Raw genomic sequence first — 12,184 nt, 5'->3', positions numbered from 1 at the left:
GTATGCCCCGGCAGGCAGCCATCGTATGATGCTGCTTTTATCTTGACGATCAGATGAATCCCGATACCGACAAGCTGGCGCGCTGGCTGCTGGGCGCCATGCAGCTCGATACGGCCGTGCTGCATGTGGGCCAGTATTGTGGCCGCTGGCGCGCTTCCACGGCTGGCCGCGCACTGGGCAGCTTTCATCTGGTGCTCGATGGCCATTGCTATCTGCACCTCGATGGCGAAGCGCCGATCGCGCTCGGCCCGCGCGACGGCGTCTTCTTGCTGCGCGACCTGCCGCACTTCCTCAGTCCCCACAGCGATCCCGGACTGGCCGTCAGCGCGCAAGCGATGCTGCCGCTGCAAACGGCGACGGACACGCCTGCCACGGCGCTGGCCTGCGGCTTCTTCCAGTTTCGCGGCCCCTTGTCGGCCCTGATCGTCGACTCGTTCCCAGCGTATCTGCTGATACGCGGCGACGCGCCCGCCTTCAGCGCCGCCGCCGGGCTGTTCGACCTGATCTTGCTTGAGGCAGGCGGCGACCCGGAACAACCTTCGCCCTTGATCGCGCGCCTGGTCGAGCTGCTGTTCTTTTACCTGATACGCCACGTGGCGCAGGGCGAACAGATGGCCGCCGGCCTGCTGTCGCTACTGCACCACAGCGAATTTGCACCCCTGCTCGAGCGCATGCTCGACGCCCCGGCCGAAGACTGGTCGATAGAAAACATGGCCAAGGCCGCGTGCATGTCGCGCGCCAGCTTCTGCAAGCATTTTTCCAGCGCCAGCGGCCATAGCCCCGCCCAGTTCCTGCTTCTGCTGCGCATGAAACTGGCGGCCCGCCGCCTGCACGACGGCGTTTCCGTCGAACGCGCCGCCGAACTGGTCGGCTACCGCTCCCACGCCGCCTTCACCCGCGCCTTCAAAAGAGTCACCGGCGAACAACCGGGCGCCTACCGCCGCGACCAGCGCCTGCGCCAGCTACCAAATTAATAGTAATTAACAGTAAAGCAACGCCTGTCAAAACCGTCGCGAGCGGCGATGATTTGCGGCCGAGAAGCGCAACCGTACTTTAGTACGGTGAGCATCGCAGGCCGCAAAGCGCGCCGCGCAGCCGGTTTGGACAGGCGTTGAGACGAATGAGCACAAAATGGCGACGTGTGCGGCTGTTATGGACAAAGCGACGCCGATATAATGGGACATCACTTACCAAGCTAGCAAGGTGCAACCATGTCCCGTTTGACGCTGCAGACCCTCGATACCGCCCCTGCCGATAGCCGTCCCTTTGTGGAAAAGGCCATCGCCAACAATGGCTATCTGCCCAACCTGATCGGCGTGCTGGCCAACGCCCCCGTCGCGCTGGAAACCTATCTGACCGTTTCCGGCATCAATGCCCGCACCAGCCTGTCGCTGATGGAACGCGAAGTGGTGCAGATCACGGCTGCACGCATCCATGGCTGCGACTTTTGCATCGCCGGCCATAGCGCCATCTCCCTGAAAAAAGCCGGCCAAACGCCGGAAGTGGTGCGCGCGCTGCAGCACGGCCAACTGACGGGCGATGCCAAACTGGACGCCGTCGCCGCGTTTGCCGCAGCCGTCATCGCCACGCGCGGCGCCGTCACCGACGCTGATTACCAAGCCTTCCTGGGCGCCGGCTACCAGCAGCAGCAAGCGCTGGAAGTGGTGCTCGGCATCAGCCTGGCCACCCTGTGCAATTTTTCCAACAGCCTGGCCGGCACGCCCGTCAATCCGCAATTGACGCCTTATCTGCCCGGCGCCGTCTGAGATGGCACAGCTCAAGGAATGGCTGCACACGCATGCCGACCAGCTGGACCAATCGCCTGCGCTGGCTGAAAATGTCTTGCCAGCCTTGGCGGGCGACGAGCTGCTGCGCACAGGCGTACCGCAGGAACACGGTGGCGCAGGCGGCGACGTGCGCGACGCCATCCACGCCATCGCCAAAGTGGCTGAACAATCGGTCACGGCCGCCTTTGTGTTCTGGGGCCAGCGCTGCTTCATCGAATTCATGCTGCAAAGCCCTAACCGCGCGCTGGCCGAACGCCGCCTGCCCGACCTCTTGACGGGCAAGCAGGCGGGCGCCAGCGGCCTGTCGAACGCCATGAAATTCTTGTCCGGCATCGAGCAGCTGCAAATCACGGCCACACGCCAGGACGGCGGCTTGCTGCTCGACGGCGGCCTGGCCTGGGTGACGAATCTGCGCAAGGCAGGCTTTGTCGCCGCCGCCGCAGTGGCGCCAAATGACGGTGCACCGCCCGCCATCGTCGCGTTCGACAGCAGCTGGGCAGGCGTGCAGCGCAGCGAGGACCTGGACCTGATCGCACTGCGCGGCAGTAACACGGCCTCCGTCAAGCTGGCGGCAGTAACAGTCCCTGCTGCCGACATCATCAGCGACAATGCCACGGCCTGGCTGCCGCAGGTGCGCCCGGCTTTTCTCGGCATGCAATGCGGCCTGTCGATCGGCCTGGCGCGCGCCAGCCTGGCCCAGGCGGCCAGTATCTCGGCCGGCTCGCGCAACCAGCTCACGCCGCGCATCAGCGCTCTGCAAGAAACGCTGGAAACTGCCGTGACTACCTTGCTGGCCGGCGTGCACGATGGCCGCTTCCAGAGCCAGGCGCCCGCCATGTTCCGCCTGCGCATACAACTGGCGGAATTGCTGCAGCAAGCCCTGATGCTGGAATTGCAAGCCATGGGCGGACGCGCCTATCTGAACGCAGAACAGCAGGGCTTTGCCCGCCGCTGGCGCGAATCGTCCTTCATTCCCATCGTCACGCCCAGCCTGACGCAATTGCAGGCGGCGCTGCAGCAGTTTGATAGTCAGCAGCTCAGCAGCCAGCAGGCGGCCCAGGCATGACGGCAGCCACAGCGGAACCTCAAGACTGGGCCCTGCAAGCGCAGGGCCTGCGTTACGCTTATGCCGGCAGCGAGCCGGTTTTCCAGGATGTGTCACTCAGCGTGCGCAAGCGCGAAATCGTCTGCCTGCTGGGCGGCAGCGGCTGCGGCAAATCGAGTTTGCTGCGCGTGCTGGCCGGCTTGCAGCCGCCATCGGCAGGCAATATCGAATTTCTCGGCAAAGCCATGCTGGAGCCTGACCCGCGCAGCGCCCTGGTGTTCCAGCAAGCGAGCCTCTTGCCCTGGCTGAACGTGACCGGGAACGCGGGTTTTGGCCTCGATTTCAAGCACCAGCCCAGGCTGACGCGCGAAGCGCATGCCGCACGCGTGGCGCAAGCCATCGACGCGGTAGGCCTCAAGGGACGCGAAAAACTCTATCCCTCAGCGCTGTCGGGCGGCATGGCGCAGCGCGTGGCGCTGGCACGGGCACTGGCGCGCGAACCGGAACTGCTGTTTGCCGACGAACCGTTTTCCGCGCTCGACGCCATCACGCGCGCCGAAATGCAGGCGCTGCTGGTCGAGGTGGTACACCGCTGGCACACGGCCGTGCTGCTGGTCACGCACGATATCGACGAGGCCATCCTGGTGGCCGACCGCATCGTGCTGATGGGCGGCAAACCGGGCAATATCGTGCGCGAATGGACGGTCGATATCGCCCAGCCAAGGATAGGCCACAACGGCGATGTGATCGCGCTCAAACTCGATATCCTCGATGCCCTGCACGCACTGCAAAAAACCACTAATAATGACTAATCACCGGGAGCCCCGCATGACGTTCCAGAACGAGAATAAACCGCTGCACATCTGCGCTTCGTCCGACTGCGATTGCGGCCTGACGCGGCGCGACTTTCTGCGCATGTCGGCCCTGGCCACAGCCAGCGTCGCCTCGCCGCTGCTGTTCGCCGGCGACGCCATGGCGCAGCAGGGCCCCAAGGGCGACGACCAGCCCGTCAAGATCGGCTACCTGCCCATCACCGACGCTACGCCATTGCTCGTCGCGCACGGGCGCAAGCTGTTTGAAGCGGAAGGCTTGCAGGCGGAAACGCCGCGCCTGTTCCGCAGCTGGGCGCAAATCATCGAAGCATTCGTGGCCGGCCAGGTCAACGTGATCCATCTGCTGTCGCCCGCCACCTTGTGGGTACGCTACGGCGCCAAATTCCCCGCCAAGGTGGTCGCCTGGAACCACGTCAATGGTTCCGCGCTGACGGTGGCCAACGAGATCAACAAGGTGTCCGACCTGGGCGGACGCACGGTCGCGATTCCATTCTGGTATTCGATCCATAACATCCTGCTGCAGAAAATCCTCGCCGCCAATGGCTTGACGCCCGTCACGCGCGCGCGCAACGCCGCAATCAAATCGAATGAGGTGAATCTGATCGTCATGGCGCCGGCGGAAATGGTCTCGGCCCTGGCCGGCAAATCGATCGCCGGCTACATCGTGGCCGAACCGTTCAATGCGGCGGCTGAAAACGCCGGCATCGGCAAGATCCTGCGCTTCTCGGGCGACGTGTGGAAGAACCATGCTTGCTGCGTCACCTTTTTGTCCGAGCGCGACATCACCACCCGTCCCGAGTGGGCGCAAAAGGTCACCAACGCCATCGTCAAGGCGCAGCTGTGGACGCGCTCGAACCAGGTCGAAACCGCCAAGCTGCTGTCGAATACCGATGAACACCGCTACACGCCGCATCCGCTGCAAGTGCTGACCAAGGTGCTGGCCACCACCGATTACGCCAGCTATGAAAAACAGGGCCTGATCGTGCACAAGAACTGGCAGCAGCGCCGCATCGACTTCCAGCCTTACCCGTTTGCCTCCTACACGGAAGAACTGGTGCGCGCCATCGGCCAAACCAAAGTGGAAGGCGATACACGCTTCCTGGCCAATCTCGATCCCAAGTTCGCCGCGCGCGACCTGGTCGATGACCGCTTCGTGCGCAAGGCGATTAACGCCGTGGGCGGCCCGGCTGCCTTCGGCCTGCCAGCCAATTTGCTGCGCAGCGAGATCGTGGCGGTTTAACAATGGCAAACAAGATGTTGACGAAGCTGGGCCTGCCCTTGCTGGGGCTGGCTTGTGCCTTGTTGTTATGGTCGCTGGGCGTGACAGCGCTGGAAAAAAGCACGCCGATTGCGGCCGCCTTTTCGCCACTGCATACGGCCGTGGCCTTCGAAGAACTGCTGCGCGGCAGCGATATCTGGCTGCACGTCTGGCTCAGTTTGCAAAGGGTGGCCGTGGGCCTGGGGCTGGCCATCGTGATCGGCGTGCCGCTGGGCGTGCTGGTGGCCATGTCGAAAAGCTTTTCCGGCGCCACCATGCCGCTGTTCCAGCTGCTGCGCATGATCTCGCCGCTGTCGTGGATGCCGATTGCCGTGATGGTGCTGGGCGTGGGCGACGCGCCCGTGTATTTTCTGCTGGCGTTTGCGGCCGTCTGGCCAATTTTGCTCAATACGGCGGCCGGCGTGGCGCGGCTCGATCCGAACTGGCTGCTGCTGGCGCGCAGCCTGTCGGCCACGCGCAGCGAAATCGTCTTCAAGGTGATCTTGCCGGGCATCACGGCCGATATCCTGACCGGTGTGCGGCTGGCCATCGGCATCATCTGGATCGTGCTGGTCCCGGCTGAAATGCTGGGCGTCTCGGCAGGCCTGGGCTACTTCATCCTCGACACGCGCGACCGCCTCGCGTATTCGGAACTGATGGCCGCCATCGTCCTGATCGGCATCCTCGGTTTTATCCTCGACTACCTGGCCCGCGCCGCGCATGCGCGCTGGCTGCATGTCAAAAACTAAACTGCTTCAACAGGCAACGCGGCCGCCACCAAGGCTTGCGTTGCCGCCGCCAGGTCGCGCCGGTGTGCGCCTGCCGTCGCTATCGGCGCCAGGCAAGTCAGGCGCGCCGTGATCGGCGGGCTCGAAAGTATCGCCACCATGCTTTGCCCAAAGCTCATGTCACCGATAAAGTCGACCGCATGGTGCAGCCGCCCCGCACTGTTTACATAGGCCACCGCCATCGGTTGCACCGGCACTTGCGCATCGATGGCTGCCTCGAACAGGTTCGCGTGAAACGGCAGGATGCCGCCTTGCGCGCCAGTCGTGCCTTCCGGGAAAAACGCCACCCGCTCACCGGCCTGCAATTTATCCACCAGCCCCTGGAAGATCAATCGCAAGTCGCGCTTGCTGCCGCGCGAAATGAAGATGGTGCCCGCCCGTCCCGCCAACCAGCCCAGCAAGGGCCAGGCGCGGATCTCGGCCTTGGCCACGAAACGGCAAGGATGGACGGCGTTGATGACAAAGATATCGAGCCACGACACGTGGTTGGCCACCACCATCGCATGCTCGAGCACCGGCACGCTGCCGGCAGGCAGTTCCACCTGTACGCCGCAGATGGCCAGCAGCTGCGTCGACCAGCGGCGGATGCGCTTGTTGCGCCCGGCTGTATCGAGCCAGGGAAACAGCAGCGCACTCTTGGCCATGCCGTAGAAAATGTGAAAAGCGATACGCGCGAAGCGGTAGGTAAGCAGAGGTTTCAAATCACACCAAATAAGAAGCAAGCCCACAGCAAATTCTGGGGTCAGACCCGGCGGGTCTGACCCCGGTAGTCAGCTGGAGTTTCACTCCAGTCAAGACAATTAACGCTGAAACGCCACCTGTCCAGCCACGATCGTCGCCTTGACGATGCCGGTCAATTCATAGCCGAGGAAAGGCGTGTGCTTGCCCTGGCTGGCCAGTGACGAGGAAGACACCGTCCAACGGGCCGCAGGATCGAACACGCAGATGTCGGCTTCGGCACCGACGGCCAGGCTGCCGGCCGGAATGCCGGCCACGCGGGCGGCCTCGGACGTGACCTTGGCCACGGCGCGGGCCAACGGACGGGCGCCCGATTGCGGCTGCCCTTCAGCATAATCGTCGGCCCATTTCAGGGCCAGCGACAGCAGCAATTCCAGGCCGGTAGCGCCAGGCGAGGCTTCGCCGAAGGGCAGCAGCTTTTCATCATCGTCAACCGGCGTGTGGTCCGAGCACATGGCGTCCACGGTGCCATCGAGCAGGGCGGCACGGATCGCATCGCGGTCGCGCTGGCTGCGGAATGGCGGCGTGACGCGCGCGTTCGAATCGAAGAAACCGATGTCGGCGTCGGTCAAATGTACATGGTGCACGCCCACGTCGCAGGTGACCGGCAAACCTTCGGCTTTGGCCGCGCGGATCAGGTCCAGGCCGGCCGCCGAAGAAATGCGGCACAGATGGACTTTGGCGCGGCTGGCGCGCATCAGTTCAAAGATCGTGTGCAGGGCGATGGTTTCCGACATCACGGGCACGCCCGACAGGCCCAGGCGCGAAGCCAGCGGGCCGCTGTGGGCGATACCGCCACGGCCGATATGCGGGTCTTGCGGACGCAGCCAGACGGTGTAGCCGAAGGTGTTCGCATACTGCATGGCGCGCAGCAGCACGGTGGTGTCTTCGATCGGCTCTTCGGCCTGCGCGAAGCCGATGCAGCCCGCTTCGGTCAGTTCCGCCATTTCCGTCAGCGCCTGCCCTTTCAAGCCCATGGTCAGCGCGCCCAGCGGGTGCACATGCGCCTTGTTCTGCGTCTTGGCGCGGTACTTCAGCATTTCCACCAGGCCCGGCTCGTCGAGCACGGGGTCGGTGTCGGGCGGGCAGACCAGGCTGGTCACGCCGCCCTGCATCGCCGCCTGCAATTCCGATTCCAGGGTGGCTTTATATTCATAGCCCGGTTCGCGCAGGCGGGCCGACAGGTCGACCAGGCCAGGCGCAACCACCAGGCCGGCAGCGTCAAAAATGGTATCGGCCTTGAAGCCGGCCGGGGCGCTGCCCACGGCGGCCACTTTGCCGTCCACGATAAACAGGTCTTGCAAGCCATCGATGCCGTTGGCGGGATCGATCAGATGGCCGTTCTTGATGTGTAGTGTCGTCATGCTTGCTTACTCGTCCTTGGGCTATCAGCCCTGATTACCAGCCAAAATACTCATCACCGCCATGCGCACGGCGATACCGAAGGTCACCTGCGGCAGAATCACCGCCTGCGGACCGTCGGCCACGGCCGAATCGATTTCCACGCCGCGGTTCATCGGGCCCGGATGCATGACGATGGCGTCCGGTTTCGCCAGCGCCAGGCGCTCGGGCGTCAGGCCGTAGCTCTTGAAATACTCCTGCGCCGATGGCAGCAGCGCGCCGCTCATGCGCTCGTTTTGCAGGCGCAGCATGATGATCACGTCCACGCCTTTCAAGCCTTCATCCATATTGGTGAAGGTGCGCACGCCCAGTTGCTCCAGGCCGCCCGGCAGCAAGGTGTGCGGGCCGATGGCGCGCACTTCCGGCACGCCCAGCGTGGTCAGGGCGTGGATGTCGGAACGCGCCACGCGGCTATGCAGGATATCGCCCACGATGGCCACCGTCAGGTTCGTGAAATCCTTCTTGTAGTGGCGGATCGTGTACATGTCGAGCAAGCCCTGGGTCGGATGCGCGTGGCGGCCGTCGCCGGCGTTGACCACGTGGACATGCGGCTGTTTGGTGTCGATCAGGTGCTTGGCGATCAGGTAGGGCGCGCCCGACTGCGCATGGCGCACTACGAACATGTCGGCGTGCATGGCCGACAGATTGTCGATGGTGTCGAGCAGGGACTCGCCCTTGCTGGCCGACGAGGCCTGGATGTTCAGGTTGATGACGTCGGCCGACAAACGCTTGGAGGCGATCTCGAAGGTGGTGCGGGTGCGCGTGGAGTTTTCAAAGAACAGGTTGAAAACGCTTTTGCCGCGCATCAGCGGCACCTTCTTGACATCGCGGTCGGAGATGCCGACGAAGGAGGAAGCGGTGTCCAGGATGTGGTTGACGATAGACTTCGGCAAGCCTTCAATCGTCAACAGATGCTGCAATTCGCCGTGTTTGTTCAGTTGCGGGTTAAGCATGGTGGGTGTCTATGGTGAGCGTGAATTTTCCATCGTCGGCTTGCTTCAGGACCAGGGCCTGGCCCGGCGGCACCGCCGTGAACGCGGCCACGAAATCGGCGGCCACTGGCAACTGGCGCTCGCCCCGGTCAACCAGGGCGGCCAGCATGATCTTGGCCGGACGGCCATAGTCGAACAACTCATTGATGGCCGCGCGCGTGGTGCGGCCCGTGTACAGCACATCGTCGACCAGCAGGATGGTGGCGCCGGCCACGTCAAAGGCGATCTGCGTCGGCTTCACGTCGGCATGCAAGCCTTTCTGGGCAAAGTCGTCGCGGTAAAAAGACACATCGAGCACGCCCAGGCGGTCAAGCAGGTTCAGGTCGCGCGCCAGGCGTTCAGCCAGCCAGGCGCCGCCCGAATGGATGCCGACGATGGCCACATTGTTGACGCCCGACAGACCGCTCTGCACCTGCTGCAGCAAGACCGCGTACAGGGCCTCGGCGTCGAGTTGGGAAGGATACGTTGGATACGGCATAGAGTTCTTAGTGGGTCAGAAAATCGATGGAAGGGATACTCAATAGTTTGCGTCGAAATACTGCTGCAGGATGACGGCGGCGGCCTTGTCGTCGATGACCTCGCCGCGCCTGGCCGAGATCACGGCCGAAGAATAGCGTTCATCGACCAGTTCCACCGGCAGGTTGAAGCGGCCGTGCACCTGGTTGGCAAAGCGGCGGCAGCGCGCGCTCATCTCGTGTTCGGTGCCGTCCGGGTGGCTGGGCAAGCCCACCACGATGCGGCTGGCGCCCCACTCCTTGAGCAGCTCGGCGATGGCGGCGAACTTCGGTTCGTTCGCCGTGGCCGTGATCACGCTGAGCGGCTTGGCCTGGCAAATCATGGTATTGCCGATGGCCACACCGATACGTTTCAAGCCGAAATCGAAGGCGAGGATGGTGTCGATGGTCCCATCGCTCATGCGTGTCCGGCCTCGCTCGCCAACATCAATGGATCGATACCCAGCAATTTGATGGCCGCCACGTAGCGGTCTTCGATCGGGAAGTCGAACAGGATGTCGGCCGAAGCGCCCACCGTCAGCCAGCCATTGCGGCCGATCTCGTCTTCCAGCTGGCCCGGGCTCCAGCCCGAATAGCCGATGGAGACCAGCATGCGCTCGGGGCCATCGCCCTTGGCAACGGCTTCGAGCACGTCGATGGAGGTGGTAAACGCCACTTCATCGGTCACCGTCAGCGACGAGGAATAGCGCGCGCCTGGCGTGTGCAGCACGAAGCCGCGGTCATCCTGCACCGGGCCGCCAAACATAATGGGTTCATTGACGATGGGCGCTTCGCTGCTGCCGGCCAGTTTCAGGTCGATGCGGTCGAACAGCACTTCCATCGTCATGTCGGTGGGCTTATTGATGACGACGCCCAGCACGCCGTTTTCATTGTGTTCGCAAACGTAGACGACGGTGCCGCCGAAGACCGGGTCTTGCATCGCCGGCATCGCGATCAGGAAGTGATTCGCCAGATTCAGGGTCGATGCGCCGGGCGCGGCCAGCTCACTGACTCCCTGCATCAAGCGATGTCCTGGCAGAGTGTGGTCGATTTTACTCTTTTTCATACGCGATACTCTCTCTGTGGGCTTGCTGGCAAGTCTCACTTACCCCTTGTGTAGGCTGACGCTGCTGGCCGCATGGAACTTCCCCCGCTTGCCAGTGTCAGCCTTTATTATGGTTGTTTGTTTTTGGCTACTGGCTATACATTATCCATACAATAATAATATGGCTGGCAAAACCATTATCGCGCGCAAAACGCCGCGAAACTATCTGCTAGTTTACACTGAATTGCCATTGCAGCGACGCCAAAGGCACGGCGCGAACGGCCATAACAGACCGTCTGCGGCGAAAATAAACCTTTCTTTGACCCGAAACACAATAAATAATGACAATCAAGACTGCCCTGGTCTGGTTTCGGCGCGATTTGCGCGCCTTTGACCATGCTGCATTGCACCATGCCCTGCGCCTCAGCCAGGCCGTACATTGTGTGTTTGTCTACGACACCGCCATTCTGGACAGCTTGCCGCGCCGCGACCGCAGGGTCGATTTCATCCATGCCAGCGTGGCTGAACTGGCGGCCGAATTGCGCGCGCTGGGCGGCGACCTGATCGTGCTGCATGCCGACGCGGCACTCGCGATACCGCGCCTGGCAGCCGAATTGAACGCCGACGCCGTATTCACCAACCACGACTATGAACCGCAGACGATGGCCCGTGACGACGCAGTCGCTGCCCAACTGGCGGCCGACACGCGGCTGTGGTTCAGCTTCAAGGACCAGGTCATCTTTGAAAAAGATGAAGTACTGACCCTGTCAAGCAAACCGTACACCGTCTACACGCCGTATAAAAACGCCTGGCTGAAAAAAATGCGCGCGGAACCCACCTGCCTGGCCTCCTTTGATATCGAGCCGCATGCTGCCCATTTTGCGCCGCCGCGCGCTACGGAGCAGGCACTGCCGACCCTGGTCGAACTGGGTTTCGAGCCCAGCAATCTGCACGCACTGGCGATTCCCACCGGCATGTCGGGCGCCAGCAAACTGTTCGACGACTTCCTGGGACGCGTCGCCAAATACGATGTGGCGCGCGACTTTCCTGCCCTGAAGGGGCCATCGTATCTGTCGATGCACCTGCGCTTCGGCACCGTCTCGCTGCGCTACCTGGTGCGCACGGTCGTCGACTTGATGGACCGGGGCGGCGGCGGCGATGGCGCGCCCGTCTGGCTGGCCGAACTGATCTGGCGCGACTTCTACGCCATGATTTTGTACCAGAATCCGCACGTGGAAAACGGCGCCTTCAAGCCGGCCTACGACGCGATTGCATGGGAAACGGGCGAGCAAGCCGACGACGCGTTTGCCGCCTGGTGCGAAGGGCGCACCGGCTACCCGCTGGTCGATGCCGCCATGGCGCAGCTGAACCAGACAGGTTATATGCATAACCGCCTGCGCATGGTCACCGCCTGCTTTTTGATCAAGGACCTGGGCATCGACTGGCGCCGTGGCGAAGCGTATTTCGCGCTGCACCTGAACGACTTCGACCTGGCCTCGAACAATGGCGGCTGGCAGTGGGCTTCCTCATCGGGCTGCGACGCCCAGCCCTATTTCCGCATCTTCAATCCGATCACGCAATCGGAAAAATTCGATGCCTCGGGGCGCTTCATCCGCCGCTACCTGCCGCAGCTGAAGGCTTTGGGCGACAAGGAAATCCATGCGCCATGGCTGGTGCCGCGCATGCTGCTCGAACAAAAAAACATCGTGCTGGGACGCGACTACCCGGCACCGATCGTGCAGCATGATGAAGCGCGCAAGGAAACGCTGGAGCGCTATGCGGTGGTCAAAGTAGTCGCGTAAA

13 protein-coding genes are annotated in these 12,184 nt (G+C 62.9%); 7 read left to right on the top strand and 6 right to left on the bottom strand.

From position 1 onward, the window contains the following. Positions 1-53 precede the first annotated feature (53 nt). The 6 genes from HDE72_RS10435 (at position 54) to HDE72_RS10410 (ending at position 5,672) form a co-directional block, all read left to right on the top strand. A complete protein-coding gene (locus tag HDE72_RS10435) occupies positions 54-974 on the top strand; it encodes an AraC family transcriptional regulator (RefSeq protein WP_183740024.1) in 921 nt (306 codons plus the stop codon). 237 nt (positions 975-1,211) lie between these two features. Next, on the top strand, positions 1,212-1,766 hold the full coding sequence (locus tag HDE72_RS10430) for a carboxymuconolactone decarboxylase family protein (RefSeq protein ID WP_183740022.1): 555 nt from the start codon (positions 1,212-1,214) through the stop codon (positions 1,764-1,766). Between the two features lies 1 nt (position 1,767). Next, positions 1,768-2,853, top strand: a complete 1,086-nt coding sequence (locus HDE72_RS10425; protein ID WP_183740019.1) for an acyl-CoA dehydrogenase family protein — start codon at positions 1,768-1,770, stop codon at positions 2,851-2,853. Further along, on the top strand, positions 2,850-3,644 hold the full coding sequence (locus HDE72_RS10420) for an ABC transporter ATP-binding protein (RefSeq protein WP_183740016.1): 795 nt from the start codon (positions 2,850-2,852) through the stop codon (positions 3,642-3,644). The genes HDE72_RS10425 and HDE72_RS10420 overlap by 4 nt, the downstream gene beginning before the upstream one ends. Before the next feature lie 16 nt (positions 3,645-3,660). Beyond that, positions 3,661-4,905: an ABC transporter substrate-binding protein gene (locus tag HDE72_RS10415; protein WP_183740013.1), complete on the top strand. Its 1,245-nt coding sequence runs from the start codon at positions 3,661-3,663 to the stop codon at positions 4,903-4,905. A 14-nt stretch (positions 4,906-4,919) separates the two neighbouring features. Continuing rightward, a complete protein-coding gene (locus tag HDE72_RS10410) occupies positions 4,920-5,672 on the top strand; it encodes an ABC transporter permease (protein WP_260176604.1) in 753 nt (250 codons plus the stop codon). On the opposite strand, the gene HDE72_RS10405 is transcribed toward HDE72_RS10410, so the two are convergent. The 6 genes from HDE72_RS10405 to HDE72_RS10380 form a co-directional block, all read right to left on the bottom strand. Next, positions 5,669-6,412: a lysophospholipid acyltransferase family protein gene (locus tag HDE72_RS10405; protein ID WP_183740007.1), complete on the bottom strand. Its 744-nt coding sequence runs from the start codon at positions 6,410-6,412 to the stop codon at positions 5,669-5,671. The genes HDE72_RS10410 and HDE72_RS10405 overlap by 4 nt on opposite strands. A 99-nt stretch (positions 6,413-6,511) precedes the next feature. Beyond that, positions 6,512-7,813, bottom strand: coding sequence for a dihydroorotase (locus tag HDE72_RS10400; protein ID WP_183740004.1), 1,302 nt, complete (start codon positions 7,811-7,813; stop codon positions 6,512-6,514). A gap of 24 nt (positions 7,814-7,837) precedes the next feature. Beyond that, positions 7,838-8,803: an aspartate carbamoyltransferase catalytic subunit gene (locus HDE72_RS10395; protein ID WP_183740001.1), complete on the bottom strand. Its 966-nt coding sequence runs from the start codon at positions 8,801-8,803 to the stop codon at positions 7,838-7,840. Next, positions 8,796-9,320, bottom strand: coding sequence for a bifunctional pyr operon transcriptional regulator/uracil phosphoribosyltransferase PyrR (pyrR, locus tag HDE72_RS10390; RefSeq protein WP_183739998.1), 525 nt, complete (start codon positions 9,318-9,320; stop codon positions 8,796-8,798). Before pyrR ends, HDE72_RS10395 begins: the two co-directional genes overlap by 8 nt. A 39-nt stretch (positions 9,321-9,359) precedes the next feature. Continuing rightward, complete coding sequence (ruvX, locus tag HDE72_RS10385; protein WP_183739995.1) at positions 9,360-9,758, bottom strand: Holliday junction resolvase RuvX; 399 nt, start codon at positions 9,756-9,758, stop codon at positions 9,360-9,362. Continuing rightward, positions 9,755-10,402, bottom strand: a complete 648-nt coding sequence (locus HDE72_RS10380) for a YqgE/AlgH family protein (protein ID WP_260176602.1) — start codon at positions 10,400-10,402, stop codon at positions 9,755-9,757. Before HDE72_RS10380 ends, ruvX begins: the two co-directional genes overlap by 4 nt. A gap of 320 nt (positions 10,403-10,722) precedes the next feature. On the opposite strand from HDE72_RS10380, the gene HDE72_RS10375 reads away from it, so the two are divergent. Further along, positions 10,723-12,183 carry a cryptochrome/photolyase family protein gene (locus tag HDE72_RS10375; protein WP_183739992.1) on the top strand — a complete coding sequence of 487 codons (1,461 nt, stop codon included), beginning with the start codon at positions 10,723-10,725 and terminating at the stop codon, positions 12,181-12,183. The last annotated feature ends 1 nt before the right edge of the window (position 12,184 follow it).

Source organism: Janthinobacterium saanense, assembly GCF_014200675.1.
GTDB lineage: Bacteria > Pseudomonadota > Gammaproteobacteria > Burkholderiales > Burkholderiaceae_D > Janthinobacterium.
This window is presented reverse-complemented; position numbering and strand designations above follow the sequence as displayed.